Source organism: uncultured Pseudoflavonifractor sp. (assembly GCF_944387805.1).
GTDB lineage: Bacteria > Bacillota > Clostridia > Oscillospirales > Oscillospiraceae > Pseudoflavonifractor.
The window spans coordinates 1-17328 of sequence record NZ_CALXGI010000060.1 but is presented as its reverse complement, the minus strand read 5'-3'; the positions used below and the strand labels follow the sequence as shown (position 1 = coordinate 17328).

Annotated in this window: 19 protein-coding genes; 9 read left to right on the top strand and 10 right to left on the bottom strand. The window is 58.0% G+C overall.

The window, feature by feature from the left end:
* Positions 1 to 116: 116 nt before the first annotated feature.
* From Q0K06_RS11690 to Q0K06_RS11655, 8 genes are all read right to left on the bottom strand, one after another.
* Positions 117 to 719, bottom strand: coding sequence for a histidine phosphatase family protein (locus Q0K06_RS11690; RefSeq protein ID WP_294552685.1), 603 nt, complete (start codon positions 717 to 719; stop codon positions 117 to 119).
* 10 nt (positions 720 to 729) lie between these two features.
* Complete coding sequence (locus tag Q0K06_RS11685; RefSeq protein WP_294552683.1) at positions 730 to 1317, bottom strand: DUF308 domain-containing protein; 588 nt, start codon at positions 1315 to 1317, stop codon at positions 730 to 732.
* Positions 1318 to 1411: 94 nt separating this feature from the next.
* A complete protein-coding gene (locus Q0K06_RS11680; RefSeq protein WP_294552681.1) occupies positions 1412 to 1894 on the bottom strand; it encodes a YbaK/EbsC family protein in 483 nt (160 codons plus the stop codon).
* A gap of 168 nt (positions 1895 to 2062) precedes the next feature.
* Complete coding sequence (locus Q0K06_RS11675; RefSeq protein WP_294552679.1) at positions 2063 to 3154, bottom strand: spermidine/putrescine ABC transporter substrate-binding protein; 1092 nt, start codon at positions 3152 to 3154, stop codon at positions 2063 to 2065.
* 30 nt (positions 3155 to 3184) lie between these two features.
* Positions 3185 to 4141 carry an ABC transporter permease gene (locus Q0K06_RS11670; protein ID WP_294552677.1) on the bottom strand — a complete coding sequence of 319 codons (957 nt, stop codon included), beginning with the start codon at positions 4139 to 4141 and terminating at the stop codon, positions 3185 to 3187.
* Positions 4138 to 4950, bottom strand: a complete 813-nt coding sequence (locus tag Q0K06_RS11665; RefSeq protein ID WP_294552674.1) for an ABC transporter permease — start codon at positions 4948 to 4950, stop codon at positions 4138 to 4140. The genes Q0K06_RS11670 and Q0K06_RS11665 overlap by 4 nt, the downstream gene beginning before the upstream one ends.
* Positions 4940 to 6067: an ABC transporter ATP-binding protein gene (locus tag Q0K06_RS11660; protein ID WP_294552672.1), complete on the bottom strand. Its 1128-nt coding sequence runs from the start codon at positions 6065 to 6067 to the stop codon at positions 4940 to 4942. Before Q0K06_RS11660 ends, Q0K06_RS11665 begins: the two co-directional genes overlap by 11 nt.
* Positions 6068 to 6335: 268 nt before the next feature.
* Complete coding sequence (locus tag Q0K06_RS11655; protein WP_294552670.1) at positions 6336 to 7301, bottom strand: RluA family pseudouridine synthase; 966 nt, start codon at positions 7299 to 7301, stop codon at positions 6336 to 6338.
* Positions 7302 to 7499: 198 nt separating this feature from the next.
* Between Q0K06_RS11655 and Q0K06_RS11650 the strand changes: the two genes are divergently transcribed.
* The 6 genes from Q0K06_RS11650 to Q0K06_RS11625 all read left to right on the top strand — a co-directional run bounded on the left by Q0K06_RS11650 (position 7500) and on the right by Q0K06_RS11625 (position 12988).
* Complete coding sequence (locus tag Q0K06_RS11650; protein WP_294552668.1) at positions 7500 to 8003, top strand: DUF177 domain-containing protein; 504 nt, start codon at positions 7500 to 7502, stop codon at positions 8001 to 8003.
* Positions 8004 to 8046: 43 nt separating this feature from the next.
* Positions 8047 to 8241: a 50S ribosomal protein L32 gene (gene rpmF, locus Q0K06_RS11645; protein ID WP_040646773.1), complete on the top strand. Its 195-nt coding sequence runs from the start codon at positions 8047 to 8049 to the stop codon at positions 8239 to 8241.
* Between the two features lie 104 nt (positions 8242 to 8345).
* A complete protein-coding gene (locus Q0K06_RS11640) occupies positions 8346 to 9752 on the top strand; it encodes a DUF512 domain-containing protein (protein WP_294552665.1) in 1407 nt (468 codons plus the stop codon).
* A 63-nt stretch (positions 9753 to 9815) separates the two neighbouring features.
* The gene (gene der / locus Q0K06_RS11635; RefSeq protein ID WP_294552663.1) at positions 9816 to 11141 is read left to right on the top strand and encodes a ribosome biogenesis GTPase Der; all 1326 of its coding nucleotides are present in this window, start codon (positions 9816 to 9818) and stop codon (positions 11139 to 11141) included.
* Between the two features lie 2 nt (positions 11142 to 11143).
* Entirely contained in the window at positions 11144 to 11845 is a 702-nt protein-coding gene (locus Q0K06_RS11630) for a glycerol-3-phosphate acyltransferase (protein WP_294552660.1), read from the top strand.
* 141 nt (positions 11846 to 11986) lie between these two features.
* Positions 11987 to 12988 (top strand): NAD(P)H-dependent glycerol-3-phosphate dehydrogenase, encoded by a 1002-nt coding sequence (locus Q0K06_RS11625; protein ID WP_294552657.1) that lies wholly within the window; start codon positions 11987 to 11989, stop codon positions 12986 to 12988.
* 63 nt (positions 12989 to 13051) lie between these two features.
* On the opposite strand, the gene Q0K06_RS11620 is transcribed toward Q0K06_RS11625, so the two are convergent.
* Entirely contained in the window at positions 13052 to 13231 is a 180-nt protein-coding gene (locus tag Q0K06_RS11620; protein ID WP_294552654.1) for a DUF6774 domain-containing protein, read from the bottom strand.
* Between the two features lie 233 nt (positions 13232 to 13464).
* On the opposite strand from Q0K06_RS11620, the gene Q0K06_RS11615 reads away from it, so the two are divergent.
* Positions 13465 to 14316, top strand: a complete 852-nt coding sequence (locus Q0K06_RS11615) for a sigma-E processing peptidase SpoIIGA (RefSeq protein WP_294552651.1) — start codon at positions 13465 to 13467, stop codon at positions 14314 to 14316.
* Between the two features lie 28 nt (positions 14317 to 14344).
* Entirely contained in the window at positions 14345 to 15067 is a 723-nt protein-coding gene (gene sigE / locus Q0K06_RS11610) for an RNA polymerase sporulation sigma factor SigE (RefSeq protein WP_294552648.1), read from the top strand.
* A gap of 50 nt (positions 15068 to 15117) precedes the next feature.
* On the opposite strand, the gene nth is transcribed toward sigE, so the two are convergent.
* Positions 15118 to 15759 carry an endonuclease III gene (gene nth / locus Q0K06_RS11605; RefSeq protein ID WP_294552646.1) on the bottom strand — a complete coding sequence of 214 codons (642 nt, stop codon included), beginning with the start codon at positions 15757 to 15759 and terminating at the stop codon, positions 15118 to 15120.
* Positions 15760 to 15967: 208 nt separating this feature from the next.
* Between nth and glyA the strand changes: the two genes are divergently transcribed.
* Entirely contained in the window at positions 15968 to 17209 is a 1242-nt protein-coding gene (glyA, locus tag Q0K06_RS11600; protein ID WP_294552643.1) for a serine hydroxymethyltransferase, read from the top strand.
* The last annotated feature ends 119 nt before the right edge of the window (positions 17210 to 17328 follow it).

Below are 17328 nucleotides of genomic sequence, written 5' to 3'. Positions count from 1 at the left end.
CCCTTGATTACTTCCTCGTTCAGCTGTACAATCTTTTCGGACATGGTTTGCTGTCTCCCTTCAGAATGGTGTGTCGCGACTTCATTCTACCAGAGGGCTGCAAACCATGTCTCTTTTTATCTACTTTTCAATTTGCGAAACTTATTGTACCTTATCCCATCGTTGTTTTGGAGCAAGTGACTTACACCGCCAGCAAATCCAAATAGTTCAAAATCATGAAGAGATTCTGCCGGCAATCCAAGCCACATGGTATTGAATACGCTAAGCAAGTCGCCGTGTGACACAATGGTGATATTCTCTTCTTCATTTGAAACGATTTCGAGAAAAAACGGCAACAATCGATTCCATTCATCACGGCGGCTCTCAGCATCTGAAAATACTCTGTCATCAATGGTCTTTTCTTGACATTCTATATTTTCTTTTAACCACTTGACAGATTTTCCAACACATTTTCCCAAGTTTCTTTCTCTCAGTTCTTGCCTTAATGTTGGAGCAATATTCAGATGTTTGCCTACGATTTCGGCTGTCTGTTTTGCTCTTGCCAAATCTGAAGAGTACAGTACAAAACTTCTGCCCTGCAATTCTTTAGAGAGTTTTGTTCCAATGCGTTCAGCTTGCAATTTACCTAATTCGGATAAATCCCAATCGGTCCACGAACCTACCATACCATTTGTATGATGGACAGATTGCGGGTGTTGAATGGTAATGATTGTTTTCATTAAATGAAAATTACTCGATGTCGATGGGGTCCACTTCGATGGGGTGGAGCTTGCGCAGCTCCTTGGTGACACGGCCCAGTTTGAACAGGCCCCACAGGTCGGAGATTCCGGTGTAGATCAGCACGGCGCCGATGACCATAAAGATAACGTCGGCCAGAAACAGGGGGCGGCAGAGGATAAGAACGCCGAAAGCGGCGGACACCAGGGAGAGCACCAGCACCACCCACCAGCGGGGATAGCCCATCCGGTTCAGGTCAATGGCCCGCTTCAGGTTGAGCAGGGCGTCAATGACGATATAGATGCCCAGCACAACGGGGAGAATGGACAGGACGATGTCAGGCCGGATGAGGAACACCAGGCCCACGCCCGCGGCTACGATACCCAGAAACAGATCCAGCCGGAAGGAACCCTGACGGCTGTCGTGGACGAAGAAGCTGATGATGGTGATAATACCGTAGATCAGGAGAATCAGGCCAAAGGCGAAGCACACCAGGTTGCCGGTGATGTCAGGCCAGATCAGGAGGACCAGCCCCAGGATAATGTAGAGAATAGAGGCGAGGAAGTAGCTGATTTTCATGTTTTTCAGATATTCCCGCATAAGAGATCCCTGCCTTTCTGTATCTTGGCATTAGTATATCCCGTCCGGGGGAGAATGTCACGGGACAAAACAGGCGGTGTGTGCCGGGGCGCCATTACGACTCGGCCTGCCAGTTCTTGCACACGTCGATCCAGCCCGCGCTGTGGGCATATTCCGCCAGCTCATCGCAGGTGAGCTTAATGGCGGAGTTGGAGGAGCCGGCGGCGGGATAGACTGAGTCGAACCGGCGGAGGGACACGTCCAGATACGCAGTAACAGCGGGGTTGTCGATGCCAAAGGGGCACACGCCTCCCACTGCGTGGCCGGTGAACTCCAACACCTCTTCTGCTGTCAGCATTTTTGCTTTACAGTGGAACATGGCCTTGTATTTTGCGTTGTCGATCTTGGCGTCACCCGCACAGACAATGAGGACGCATCCACCCTCCACAGAGAAGGAGAGAGTCTTGGCGATGCGGGCGGGAATCACGCCCACGGCCTGGGCTGCCAGCTCCACTGTGGCGCTGGAGACGGGAAATTCCAGAATATCCTGCTCCCGGCCCAAGGTGCGGAAGTAGGTACGTACCGCTTCAATTGACATGGAAACTTCATCCTCTCGGGAAAATTGCCGCTTTCGCCGCACCGGCGGAAAGCAGCGCTGACAGATAGTATTTTACACCGGTACAGGCCGCCGCGCAAGCGCCAGATAAAAAAGGAAAACGGCCGCCTGCTGGGTGGTCGTTTTCCTTTTTTCGGGGAGGATATCTGCCTAAAAAAGTCCCCAGAAGTTTCCGGTGGTGGTCTTAAGCCGAATCCACTCGCTGTCGTACAGGTCCAGAATGTTCTGAGGCAGGCCGGCGTAGCTCTCGCACTTGGCCATGATGTCGGCGTCAGGATAAGCGTAGGGGTCGTCGGCGATCTCCGGGTCCAGCGCTTCCCGGACAGAGAGCAGGGGAGAGGAGTACCAGATGGCCTCGCAATTCTTCAGTCCAGCCTGGGTGGAGCACATATAGTTGATGAAGGCTTCGGCATTGGCCTTGTTGGGGGCGTCCTTCAGGATGCACATGGCGTCCACATAAATATTGGTGCCCTCCTCGGGGATATAGAAGCCCAAATCCGGGTTATTCTCATACATGGTGAGGTAGTCGCCATAGTAATAGGTGCCCACATAGGCGTTGGCGCCCTCCAGCTTCTGAAAGATGTCATCCATCACATAGGCCTGGACAATGGGCCACTGTTCCACCAACAGGTCCACGGCCTGGCGGACCTGGGCCTCATCGGTGGTGTTGTAGGAGTAGCCCAGACGCTTGAGCGCAATGCCGATGGCGTCCCGGGAGTTGTCAATCATGAGGATGTCGCCCGCGTACTTCTCGTTCCAAAGCAGGCTCCAGCTGCCCAAATCAGCCTCATCCACTGCCTTGGCGTTGTAAATGACCCCCATCAGGCCCCACATGTAAGGGACGGAGTAGAGGTTCTCCGGGTCATAGGCGGGATTCTTCAGCGCCGGGTCAATGTCGGCAAAGTTGGGGATGTTGTCAAAGTTGAGGGGCGCCAGCAGGTCCTCCGCAATGAGGCGTGCCACCATGTAGTCGGAGGGAATGACCACGTCATAGTTAGCGCCGCCGCCGGCAATCTTGGAGTACATGGTCTCGTTGCTGTCGTACATCTGGTAGTTGACCTTGATGCCGGTGGCGGCCTCAAAGTCATCCAGCACGGATTCATCAATATACTCGCCCCAGTTGTACACGTTGACCACATTAGAGCTGGTGTCGCCGCCAAGGGAGTCCCGGCTGTGGACGCAGCCGGTGAGCAGCCCGGCGGTGAGGGACAGAACCAGGACCATAACAAGCAGTTTTTTCACGTTGGGTCCATTCTCCTTTCCGCGCGGGGCTCAGCGCTCACTGGGCTCGCGGCCCACATTTTCCGTTGTAATATCCATGATGCTCTCAGGAGCGATAGTCGGAGCGCCCAAGGCCTTTCTCCGCTTGGCCTCCTTGGCATCCTGATGTCCCTGGCGCAGGTTGATGACAACCAGCAGCACCAGTACCGCCACGAACATCAGGGTGGACAGGGCGTTGATTTCCGGACTCACCCTGCGGCGGACCATGGAGTACACCACCATGGACAGGGTGGACTCCTGACTGCCGGCGGTAAAGTAGCTGATGACAAAGTCATCAATGCTCATGGTAAAGGCAATGAGAGCGCCGTTGACCACGCCGGGCATGATCTCGGGCAGCACTACCTTGCGGAAGGCGTACAGGCTGGTGGCGCCAAGGTCCTGAGCGGCCTCGGCGATGTTGGGGTCCAGCTGCCGCAGCTTGGGCATCACGGATAGAATGACATAGGGGATGTCGAAAGTGATGTGGGCGATAAGCAGGGTGCCGAAGCCCAGGTTAAAGTCCAGATCAAACCACAGATTGGCGTCAATGACCCATTCCAGATTGTTGAGCCAGCCGGACAGAGAGGCCAGAGCTTGGCCGGCAAAGACGAAGAGGAGCATCATGGATACACCGGTGATGATGTCCGCATTGGTCAGGGGAATATTGTTGATGCCCAAAAGAATGCCCCGAGGGCGCCGCTTCATGTTATAGAAGCCGATGGCCGCAGCCGTACCCACCACAGTGGCAATGAGGGTGGCCAGGAAAGAGACCAGCAGAGTAGTCCGCAGGGCGCTGAGCACCGTGTCGTTCTGAAAGAGCTGGACGTACCAGTCCAGAGTGAAGCCGCCCCACACGGCATTGCTCTTGGAGTCGTTGAAAGAGAACACAATGAGCACGAAGATGGGGGCGTAGAGAAAGAGAAAGACCAGCAGGATAAAAAGCCGGGAGAGAGGTCCGTTTCGCTTCACAGCAGCACCGCCTCCCCCTCGCCCTCGCCGAAGCGGTTCATAACGCCCATACAGATCAGGACAATCACCATCATCACCAGGGAGATGGCGCTGCCCAGATGGGGGTTGTAGGCTGAGCCCAGGAACTGCATCTCAATCAGGTCGCCCAGCAGCAGGGTCTTGCCGCCGCCCAGCAGACGGGAGATGACAAAGGTGGACACCGACGGGATGAATACCATTGTAATGCCGGAGAGCACCCCGGGAAGGGACAGGGGAAAGGTAATCCGGCGGAACACCGTCGCGCTGTCAGCGCCCAGATCCTGAGCAGCTTCAATAACTCTGGGGTCAATCTTCTCAATGACGGAGAAGATTGGCAGTACCATGAAGGGCAGGAAGTTGTACACCATACCCAGCACCACTGCGCCGGAGGTGTTGATGATGTCCAGCTTGGGCAGGCCGATGGCGGAGAGCAGGTTGTTGAAGAAGCCGTTGCGTTCCAGCAGAAACACCCAGGAGTAGGTCCGCAGGAGGAAGTTCATCCACATGGGCAGCATGATGAGCAGCATGGCCATGCCACGCAGCCGGCCCCGTTCCCGGGCCAGAAAATAGGCCAGAGGATACCCGATGAGGATGCACACAATGGTGGCCACAAAGGCCAGCAGGAAGGACCGGCCGAACACGCCGGCGTACTGGCCCAGGGTGGTAAAGTGGTCCAGGGTGACGCTCCAGTCCCGGTTGGTGAAGGCGTACACCACCACCACAACCAGGGGGGCCACCACAAAAACGGCCATCCAGACCACATAGGGGATGGCGATGCCCTTACTCTTCATCGCTGCCCTCCGGAGTATCCTCATTGAGCTCGTCGTACTCCTCGCTGTAAGAGCTGTAATCCCCGAACATGCCGGAGTAGCGGCTCTTCTTCATGACGTGGAAGCCGTCTGGATCAATCTTTACGCCGATGCGGGAGCCCACAGGGGAGAAGTCGGTGGTCTGAATCAGCCACTTGAAGCCCCGGAAGTCCACGATGATGTCGTAGTGCATACCCTTGAAGGTGACCTCGGTGACAGTACCGGTGAGCTGGCCCTGCTCCACGGGGACGATGTCGATGTCCTCCGGACGGATGACTACGTCCACCGGCTCGTTGGGGGAAAAGCCGCTGTCCAGGCAGGGGAACTTCTTGCCGTACATGCCCACAATCTTATCCTCGTACATGATGCCGTCGATGATATTGCTCTCACCGATGAAGTCGGCCACAAAGGCGTTCTTGGGCTCGTTGTAGATGTCCTCGGGGGTGCCGATCTGCTGGATGTTGCCCTTGTCCATGACCACCACCGTGTCCGACATGGTGAGGGCTTCCTCCTGGTCGTGGGTGACATAGATAAAGGTAATGCCCACCTGCTGCTGAATTCGCTTGAGCTCAATCTGCATATCCTTGCGCAGCTTCAGATCCAGAGCGCCCAGAGGCTCGTCCAGCAGCAGCACCTGGGGCCGGTTGACAATGGCACGGGCGATGGCCACACGCTGCTGCTGTCCGCCGGACAGGGAATTGACCGACCGTTTGCCGTATCCGGCCAGGTTCACCAGAGCCAGGGCTTCCTCCACCCGGGTGCGGATCTCCGGCTCGGGCACCTTGGCGATGCGCAGGCCAAAGGCCACGTTTTCGAAGATGTTCATGTGGGTGAACAGGGCGTACTTCTGGAAGACGGTGTTGACCTTCCGCTTGTGAGGCGGCACATCGTTGATGCGCAGGCCGTCAAAGAACACGTCTCCCGAGGTGGGCTTCTGAAAGCCGCCGATGATACGCAGGGTCGTGGTCTTGCCGCAGCCGGAGGGACCCAGCAGCGTGAGGAACTCCTTGTCATTGATATAAAGGTTAAGGTGGTCCAGAATGATGTCGTCGTCATACTTCACGACGCAGTCCGACAGGCGGATTAACTCCTTGGACATGTATCCTCCCCCATTTCTCTCTAATTTAGCGGAAACCGCAAAAAAAGACGCACCCCACACGGTTGGACCGGGCACGTCCTTTCAGACGTGATAATCATATATTCTCCCCATGGGAAAGTCAATAAAAAACCGCAAAGTTTTACAGGATTCTCACCCGGAAAATGGAGAAAAAGCGCGCCCGGCGGAAAAAGACGGAGAAGAGCTCCGCCTAATTCCGCCAGGCGCACGGAAAAACGGTTAAAATCGGGAAAAACAGGAAATTGTCCCGTCACAGTCCGGGAAAGTATTCATCCACAAAATCCACGTGCTCCACCGTGAAGGTTCTGCCCTTCAGGTGGTTGAGGATGCCCGCGTCGGTGGGGAAGGAGAAGGTCAGCTTGTAGGAGTAGAGGGCCTGGCCGTTGGTGCGGCCGAAGCGGCGGTTGTCCCGCTCACGGCCGTACTTGCCGTCGCCCAGCAGGGGATGCCCGGCGTCGGCGAACTGGGCGCGGATCTGGTGGGTGCGGCCGGTGAGCAGCTCACACTCCACCAGAGACAGGCCGTTGCCCACCTTCAGGGTCTTGTACACGGTGAGGGCGGTTCTGCCGTCGGGCACCGGGTGGTGGTACACCGTCACCTGCTTCTTGACCTCGTCCTTTACCAGAAAGCCCTCCAGCCTGCCCTCAGGCGGGTTCATCTTGCCCAGGACCACCGCAAGGTAGAACTTGTCGATCTCCCGGTCCTTGATCTTCTGGTTCATAATCCGCAAGGTTTCGGCGTTCTTGGCGGCGATGACAATGCCGCCGGTGTTGCGGTCAATCCGATTGCAAAGGGCAGGGGCAAAGGAGTTCTCCTTATAAGGGCTCCACTCTTTCTTTTGATAGAGGTAGGCCTGGATGTGGGTGATGAGGGTGTTGACCCGCTCCGTCTCGTCGGGGTGGACCACGATGCCGGGCTGCTTGTCCACCAGTAGCAGGTTCTCGTCCTCATAGACAATGTTCAGCCGGGGCTTGAACACAGAGAGAAAGGCATTTTCCAAAGTGGGGGTATCAAAAAACTCGTCATTGATGTATAATTGGAGAAAGTCCCCCTCCTGGAGGCGGTAGTCCCGGGCGGAGCCCTTGCCGTTGACCTTGACCCGCTTGAGCCGGATGTACTTCTGGGCCAGGGGAGCGGGGAGGAGGGGGAGCGTCTTGCCCAGCCAGCGGTCCAGCCGCTGTCCTGCGTCGTTCTTTTTTATGGTAAATTCCTTCATAAATCATCTTCTCCGGTGTGGCCGACCAAAAACACGGCCTGTTTTTGTGCCTGCAAAGGGTGAAAAACGGGGAAATCAGAACACCTTTACAGCTGCTCGGGTTATTCTATCACATTTTAAGAAAAATTTGAAGAAAGTATTTGACAATAGCCGAGGTTTTTATTATAATACCATCTGTGTCATTGTGCGAGGTGTACCATGCGTTTAAATCTGCGTAAGATTATCCCGGCGCCCGGCGCAAGCATTCCGTTCGACTTCCAGATGGACCTGTCCGACCTGGAGTGGAACGGGGAGCGGCCCGCGGCACATCCCATTCATGTCAGCGGTACCGTCCGGAATATGGCCGGCGCTCTTCTTCTGGAAGGGGAGGCGGACACGGTTCTGGAGCTGCGGTGCGACCGCTGTCTGAAACCCTTTTCCCGCAAGACACGGATTCCTCTGGAGGCGCTTCTGGCCACTGAGCTGGCAGATGAGGAGAACGAGGAGGACATTGTCCTGCTGGACGGGGACGAGGTGGATGTGGACGAGATTGCGCGGACAGCGTTCATTCTCGCCATGGATACCAAGCATCTCTGCTCAGAGGATTGCAAAGGCCTTTGCGCCAAATGCGGCGCGAACCTCAACAACGGCCCCTGCGGGTGCAAGCCCGAGGTTGACCCGCGTCTGGCCAAGCTGGCCCAGCTTCTGGACCAGTCTGAGTAAGTAATTCATGCCCGCCCGGGCATTAGCCTAAGGAGGTGTCACCATGGCGGTTCCTAAGAGTAAAGTATCCAAGCAGCGTCGGAATAAGCGTCGCAGCTCCGTTTGGAAGCTGGAGACCCCCAATACCACGACCTGCCCCAAGTGCGGCGCGTTTCGTCTGCCTCACCGGATGTGCAAGTCCTGCCTGACCTACAATGGTCATGAGATGGGCAAGGCGCAGGCCGAGGCTGCGAAGTAAAACCGAACAGCAGAAAAAGAAGAGGGGGAAACCCCTCTTTCTTTTTGCATAGAAATCGGGTACAATAAAAACAGTATGTCTCCGGAGCTCCGGAGGCGGAATATATGCAGGAAGAGAGCAACGACATGAGCCTTACCGTAATTCGCTCCGTGGACGCGGGCAGCCCGGCCCGGGACGCGGGCATCCGCCCCGGGGAGACACTGACCAAGGTCAACGGGCACCCCATCGTGGATGTGATGGACTACAAGTACTACACCTATGACGCCCGGCTGGAGCTCACCCTCACTGAACCCGGCGGCAGCACCCGGACCGTGCGGGTACGCAAGGAGGAGGGGGAGGATCTGGGCCTCAACTTCGAGACCTATCTGATGGACAGGGCCCGCTCCTGCGCCAACAACTGCATCTTCTGCTTTGTGGACCAGATGCCGCCGGGCATGCGGGAGACTCTCTATTTTAAGGATGACGACGCCCGGCTCTCCTTCCTGATGGGCAACTACATTACCCTGACCAACCTGTCGGAGCGGGAGCAGCAGCGGATTATGGATCTGCACATCTCGCCGATCAACATCTCGGTCCACGCCACCGACCCGGTCCTGCGCACTGAGATGCTGAAGAACCGTAATGCGGGGAAGTGCCTGGACCAGATGAAGCGGTTTGCCCAGGCGGACATCACCATGAACTGCCAGATTGTCTCCTGTCCCGGCGTCAACGACGGTCCGGCCCTGGAGCGCACCCTCACCGACCTGGCCGGGCTCTACCCCCGGGTGAACAGCATCTCGGTGGTGCCCGTGGGGCTGACCAAATTCCGGGCGGGGCTGTGCCATCTGGACGGCTATACGGCAGAGACCGCCGGGGTGGTGCTGGACCAGGTGGAAGCCTTCGCCAAGCGGTGCATGGACAAGCTGGGCACATCCCTGGTCTGGTGCTCAGACGAGTTCTACCTGAAGGCGGGCCGCCCTTTGCCTGAGGACGAGTACTATGAGGACTATACCCAGCTGGAGAACGGCGTGGGCATGCTCCGCCTGCTGGAGGTGGAGTTCCGGGGTGCCATGTTTGCGCTGGAGGGGAACGAGAACCCGCCGCCCTTTGCAGTGGCCACCGGCGTATCCGCCGCGCCCCACATCGCCGCTCTGTTGGAGAAGCTCCGGACACGCTGTCCCGGTGTTCGGGGCACGGTATACCCAGTGGTGAACCGCTTCTTCGGAGAGACCATCAACGTGGCCGGACTGGTTACCGGCCGTGATCTGATAGACCAGCTGAAGGGAAAGGAGCTGGGGGAGCGGCTGCTCATCCCGGCCAATATGCTCCGCTCCGGCGAGCGGGTGTTCCTGGATGACGTGACGGTGGCCCAGGTCGAGGAGGCGCTGGGTGTGCCCGTTGTCCCGGTGGAGCAGGACGGCGGCGCCCTGCTGGACGCCATGCTGGGGCAGGACAGCCCGGAACCCCGGTCCGGTCCCGCCCTGGGCGGCGGCGAGGAATTCTACTGCTATAACCCCGGCGCCGGAAGATAAACCGATTGATTGACAGGGAAGATGACTTTACAGCCATTGTCCCTGAGAGAGGTGTGATATTTGATGAAGCCCCTGGTAGCAATTGTGGGCCGGCCCAACGTGGGCAAGTCCATGCTTTTCAACCGACTGGTAGGTCAGCGGCTGTCCATTGTGGAGGACACCCCGGGCGTCACCAGAGACCGTATCTATGCCGAATGCGAGTGGCGGAACCGGAAGTTCGACATTGTGGACACCGGCGGTATTGAGCCCAATACCGACAGCGAAATCCTCAGCTTTATGCGGGAGCAGGCTGAGATCGCCATCCGCAACGCCGACGTGACCGTTTTTGTCTGCGACATCAAGAGCGGCCTCACCGCCTCCGACCAGGAGGTGGCCAATATGCTGCTCCGGTCTGGTAAGCCCGTGGTGCTGGCGGTCAATAAGATGGACCAGGTAGGCATGACCAACCCGGATATTTACGAGTTTTACAATCTGGGGCTGGGCGATCCCATTGCGGTCTCCGCCGTTCACGGCCATGGTACCGGCGACCTGCTGGATGCCTGCTTCCAGTACTTTCCCCCGGAGGACCAGGCGGAGGAGCAGGACGACGTAATCAAGGTAGCCGTTATCGGCAAGCCCAACGTGGGCAAGTCCTCCCTTATCAACCGGATTCTGGGGGAGGAGCGGGTGATTGTCTCCAATATGGCGGGCACCACCCGGGACGCCATTGACAGCTATTACGAGAACGACAAGGGTAAGTATATCCTTATCGACACGGCAGGTATGCGCAAGAAGTCCAAGGTGGACGACCGGATCGAGAAGTTCTCGGTGCTGCGGGCCACTATGGCCATTGAGCGGTGCGACGTGTGCCTGATTATGATCGACGCTCAGGAAGGCGTTACCGAGCAGGACACCAAGGTGGCAGGCCTGGCCCATGAGGCGGGCAAGGCCTGCATCATCGTGGTCAACAAGTGGGACGCCATCGAGAAGGACGACAAGACCATGGACAAGATGCGGCAGGATGTCCGCCGCGACCTGGCCTATATGACCTATGCGCCCATTCTCTTCATCTCTGCAAAGACCGGCCAGCGGGTGGAGCGGCTTTTTGAACTCATTAACTACGTCAACGACCAGGCCTCCCTGCGGATTACCACCGGCATGCTGAATACCGTCCTGGCCGACGCCACCGCCCGTGTCCAGCCGCCCACGGACAAGGGCCGCCGGCTGAAGATCTACTATATGACCCAGGTGGGCATCAAACCGCCCCACTTTGTGGTTTTCTGCAATGACGCTCAGCTGTTCCACTTCTCCTATCAGCGCTATATCGAGAACCAGATTCGAAATACCTTTGGCCTGGAGGGCACCCCTGTGGTGCTGACAGTGCGCCAAAAAGGCGACAAGGAGGATTGACCATGGATCCGACAACAGTTCCCGCGGGGATTGCCCCCAGCCTGTCCGCCGTTCTGGCCGCCGGGGTGCAGGCAGTGCTCCTGCCCGCTGTCCTGGTAGCGGTAGCCGCCTACTTCTGCGGCTGCTTCAACGGCGCGGTCATCGTGTCCAAGTATATCCTGCGGGATGACGTCCGCACGCATGGCAGCGGCAATGCGGGTCTGACTAATTTCTATCGTACCTTCGGCGGACCGCTGACACTGGTGGTGATTCTCACCGATGTGCTCAAGGCCATTGTGGCCGTGTGGGTGGGCATCCTGGCCGCCAAGCATTTTATCGCGGATGATGCGCTGATTATCGCCTTGGGGAAATACTGGGCGGGCACTTTCTGCCTCCTGGGACACATGTTCCCCTGCATGTTCCGCTTCAAGGGCGGAAAGGGCATCCTCTCCGGCGGCACCATCGCCATCATGATCGATTGGCGGGTGGCCCTGGTGGTGTGGGGCGGCTTTCTGGTGCTGGCCATTATCACCAAGTGGGTGTCCCTGGGCTCCTGCTGGGCAGGCCTGTCCTTCCCCTTTGTAAGCTGGTTTGTGTACCAGGATCTGATTATTCTGCTGCTGGCAATCGTATGCGGCGGTCTGATCCTCTGGAAGCATCGGGGAAACATCAAGCGTATCCTCAAAGGTGAAGAGTCCAAGTTCAGCTTTCACCATAAAAAATAGCGCTCTGCGCTATTTTTGTGCGCAGATAGGCGCAATACGTCTGTGCGCTGAAATGTCAAGTCTATGGCGCGGCGGAAACAATAAGCCTGAAAGCGCCCGCCGCATGGAATTGGCGGGACGCCCATATAGGAGGTCAATGAGATGAAAATTGCGGTTCTTGGTTCCGGCGGCTGGGGCACAGCTCTGGCTATGGTGCTGCTGGAGAATGGCCATGACGTTACCCTCTGGTCCTACAATGAGTCCGAGTCCAAGGTACTGCGGGAGACGGGGGAGAACCCCATGCTCAAAGGGGTGGCGCTGCCCAAGTCCCTGAAGCTCACCAGCGATATGGCCTGCGTCAAGGGCTGTGGCGCGGTGGTTCTGGCCACGCCCTCCTTTGCCGTCCGTGAGACGGCCCGTAAGCTATCGGCTCTGCTTGACCCGGAGACCATCCTGATCTCCGTCTCCAAGGGCATTGAGAAGGATACCTCTCTCACGCTGACCCAGGTCATTAAGTCCGAGGTAGGGGAGAACTTCAAGATTGTCGCCCTGTCCGGACCTTCCCACGCAGAAGAGGTGGGCCGTCACGTCCCCACTACTGTGGTGGCTGCCTCCCGGGACCAGGCGGCAGCTGAACTGGTGCAGGATCTGTTCATGAATCCCCGCTTCCGGGTGTATGCCTCCGACGATGTGGTGGGCGTGGAGCTGGCCGCGGCGCTAAAGAACGTTATCGCCCTCTCCGCCGGCGTGTGCGACGGCATGGGCTTCGGTGACAACACCAAGGCCGCTTTGATGACCCGGGGCCTGACTGAAATTGCCCGCCTGGGCGAGGCGCTGGGGGGGCGAAAGGAGACCTTTGCCGGCCTGGCCGGTGTGGGAGACCTGATTGTTACCTGTACCTCCATGCACTCCCGCAACCGCCGCTGCGGCATTCTCATCGGTAAGGGTACCCCTGTGCCCGAGGCGGTGAAGGAGATTGGCGCTGTGGTAGAGGGGTACTACGCCGCCGCTACCGCCAAGGCCCTGGCGGATAAGACCGGGGTCGAGATGCCGATTACCGAGGCCGCCTATCAGGTGCTCTACCATGGCAAAGACCCCAGAGTGGTGATCACCGAGCTGATGACCCGGGCAAAAAAGCATGAGATTGAGGAGAGCTGGGTGTAAAGCTATTTTACCTTTCAGGGCAGCGGGTGTGCTGGAAAACCGACGCACCCGCTGCCCTGCGCTTTACTGCTGCTCCGGCTGGCTCCGTCCCACGGCGATCAGAGCCAGATTATCGCCGAGAGCGGTAAAAAATGCAGCAGTCAGCGCCAGATCCTCATCAGACAGGGCGCGAGACAGCTGAACAGAGACCAGAGAGGCCAAAACGGGCAGCAGTTCGCCGGAAGTTCCCTGTTGTTTTGACAAGCTGGCGCCTCCTCCCTGATTCCATTCTACGCCGGAGGACGAAAAAGGAACCCAAAAATGGGTGGGGTATCTGTTAAAATTGACAGATGTCCCACCCATTTTAATATTGGAAATGCTGACAAGTAAAATAACTTGTCAGCATTCTTTTTTAGCCCGTCCCGGATCTGACCTTTTTTGAAAAGGCGGATCGATATAATAATGTCTGCTGAGCGACTGGCAGAGGGGGAGAGAACATGACGGTTGTATACATAGACTCCCTGTTCCTCCTGAATTTCGTTGTCAACTACCTGCTGCTGCTGGCAGCGGCCCGGCTGTCTGGAGCGATCATCCGCCGCCCGGCCCTGGCAGCTGGAGCGGCGCTGGGCGGGGGATATGCCGCGGCGGTCTTTTTGCCCGGCATGGGGTTCCTGCTTCACCCCTTATGCAAGCTGGGCGCGGCGGTGCTTATGCTGCTGTGTGCCTTTGGAAACAGCAGGCGTCTGCTGAGAACCGGGCTGATTTTCTTTGCAGTGGCGGCGGCTTTCGGCGGCGGGATTTTTGCGATTGAACTGCTGGGAGGAAAAGGGCTGAGCCTGAAAAACGGCATCTTCTACTCCGCTATGGATTTAAAACTGCTCCTTTTGTCGGCCGCCGGATGTTACGTGGTCATTAGCGCGGTGCTCCGGCGGACAGGAAGCCACAGCGCGGCCTGTCGAGAACTGCGGCCTGCGGTGGTCACCCTGGGAGAGAAAAAGGCCACGCTGACGGCGCTGGTAGACACGGGCAACACCCTCACGGATCCAGTTACCAACCAGCCTGTCATGGTGGCGGAGGGGGAACGGCTGGCTGCTCTTTTTCCGGAGGACCTTGAACCGGCGGCTTTGTCTGACCCCGTGTCTGCCCTGGAGCATATGTCGGCCGGTCCCCTCCGGAACCGGTGCCGCCTGCTGCCGTATCAAGCGGTTGGAGTGGCATGCGGCATGCTTCTGGCCGTTCGTATGGATCGCGTCCAGGTGGGAGCAGAGGACTACGGGAGCATTCTGGTGGCGCTGTCGCCCAACCGGCTGTCAGATGGCGGGGGATACAGCGCGTTGATTGGGGCCTGACGGCCCAAAACAGAGAGGGAGGATGAGTATGACAGGATGGAAGCTGTGCTGGTATGTCAAAATCCAGCGCATCCTGGCCCGGCTGGGAGTGAAGCTGCCGGGAAAGATTATGTATATCGGCGGGAGCGACACTCTGCCGCCGCCTCTCTCCAAGGTGGAAGAGGCAGAACTCATCGCACGGCTGGACAGAGGAGAGGAGGCGGTCAAATCCCAGCTCATCGAACGAAACCTGCGCCTGGTGGTATATATTGCCCGCCGGTTTGAAAACACTGGTGTAGGCATTGAGGACCTGATCTCCATCGGCACCATCGGGCTCATCAAGGCCATCAACACCTACAAGCCCGCCAAGAACATCAAGCTGGCCACCTATGCCTCCCGGTGCATTGAAAATGAAATCCTGATGCACCTGCGCAAAACCTCCGGTCTCAGAAGCGAGGTGTCCTTTGATGAGCCGCTGAATACCGACTGGGATGGCAACGAACTGCTGCTCTCCGACATTCTGGGCACGGAGAACGACGTGGTGATGAAGCCTATTGAGGATGACGTCGACCGGCAGCTGTTGTCAGAGGCCATGGAGAAACTGGACGGTCGGGAGAAGCAGATTATCACCATGCGCTTCGGGCTGGACGGCAGGCCGGAGCGCACCCAAAAGGAAGTGGCCGATCTGCTGGGCATCTCCCAGTCCTATATCTCAAGGTTGGAGAAACGGATTATCTCCCGGCTGAAAAAGGAAATTCTGAAAATGCTGTAACAGCCCGGGACCCTGCATTTTAGCAGGGTCCCGGGCTGCTGTAAGGACGATTAGCAGGAGCCGGAGTAGAAGTCGCACCAGGGGCGCAGAGTACAGTTGGCGCACTCGGGCCCGCGGGCCATACAGACCGCCCGGCCATGGAGTACCAGCCGGTGACAGAAGTCGTTGGACTCCTCCGGCGGCAGAATTTTCCGCAGCTGGGTCTCTACTTTGGCCGGGTCCTTGGTGCCGTCAGTCAGGCCCAGACGGCCGGAGATGCGGATACAATGGGTGTCCGCCACAACCACGCCGGGCTTGTGGTACACGTCGCCCAGAATCAGGTTGGCGGTCTTGCGGCCCACGCCGGGCAGGCGGAGCAGGTCCTCCATGGTGTCAGGCACCACGCCGCCGTACTCGTCCAGCAGCATCCGGGAGGCGGCCACAATGTCCCGGGCCTTGGCCCGGAAGAAGCCGGTGGAGTGAATCAGCTCCTCCACCTCGCTGATGTCCGCGTTGGCCAGGGCCTCCAGGGTGGGGAAACGGCCGTAAAGTCCGGGAGTCACTTTGTTGACCCGTTCATCGGTGCACTGAGCGGCCAGCCGGGTGGCAAAGAGAAGCTCATGGGGCTTCTGGTAATCCAAAGAGCAGATGGCATCGGGATAGAGCTTTTTCAGTTCCTCCACGATGGTTAGAACATCCTGTTCAGACTTCATTACTTTATCACCTCAAAGACATTTTAAATTGATTTGTGCGCCGGAAAAAGAAGATTGTAATTGCAGCGGAGATTCGATATAATATCCCATATGGGATTTGGACAGATGTCCTCTGCGGCGCGCCGCGGCTGGTGTCTGTCGTCCTCCGTACCGCCCGCAGGCGAAGGAGGTGCATCTCGATTCAACGAAAAAACAGGGGGAGATCGTCATGGTAAAGGATATCATGGAATTTCTGGCCGCGCAAGACCCGGAAGTGGGGGCCGCCGTCCGCTCCGAGTATGACCGCCAGAGGAGAAATATTGAGCTCATCGCCTCGGAGAATTTTGTGAGTGAGGCGGTGCTGGCCGCTGCGGCCACGGTGCTCACCAACAAGTACGCCGAGGGCTATCCCGGCAAGCGGTACTATGGCGGCTGCCAGTGTGTGGACGTGGTGGAGAATATCGCCCGGGATCGGGCCTGCAAGCTCTTCGGCGCGGAGCACGCCAACGTCCAGCCTCACAGCGGCGCCAATGCCAATTACGCAGTTTACCAGGCTCTGTGCAATCTGGGCGACACGGTTCTGGGCATGGACCTGTCCAATGGCGGCCACCTGACCCATGGCTCTCCCGTCAACTTCTCCGGCAAGAATTATAATATTGTGGCCTACGGCATCAATGACCAGGGCTATATCGACTATGACCAGGTCCGGGACATGGCCAAGAAGCACAGGCCCAAGATGATTCTGGCCGGCGCCTCCGCCTATCCCCGCTTTATCGACTACAAGATCTTCGCCGACATTGCCCACGAGGTGGGAGCTTATCTCTTTGTGGACATGGCCCACGTGGCTGGCCTTATCGCTGTTGGCCTCCATCCCAACCCGGTGCCCTATGCCGACGTGGTGTCCACCACCACCCACAAGACCCTCCGGGGTCCCCGGGGCGGCATGATCCTCTGCAAGGAGGAGTTGGCCAAGAAGATTGATTCCGCCATCTTCCCCGGCAGCCAGGGCGGTCCCCTGGAGCACATCATTGCTGCCAAGGCGGTGGCCCTGGGCGAAGCCATGAAGCCCGAGTTCAAGACCTACCAGGAGCAGGTGCTCCGCAATGCCAAGGCCATGGCCGCGTCCCTGATGGAGTCCGGCTTTGACCTGGTCTCCGGCGGTACGGACAACCACATGATGCTGGTGGATCTGCGCAAGGCGGGCGTCACCGGCAAGGAGTTGGAGCACCGGCTGGACGAGGTGAACATCACCGTCAACAAGAATGCCATCCCCAACGACCCGGAGAAGCCCTTTGTCACCAGCGGCATCCGGGTGGGTGTGCCCGCCGCCACCACCAGGGGGTTCGACGAGGAGGATATGAAGGTAGTGGGCCGTCTGATCTGGCAGGCTGCCACCGACTTTGAGGCCCAGGCCGACGCCATCCGTGCCAAGGTGGCCGAGCTGACTGCCAAGCACCCCCTGTACGACTAAGAACGGAGAATAGAGCCGCCCGGAGATACTCCGGGCGGCTTCCTTTTGCTTAAAGAACCACTGGGTCTGCCAGTGGATAAAGAGCTTATAGCTATGGACAAAAAAAGGACTCCCCGATA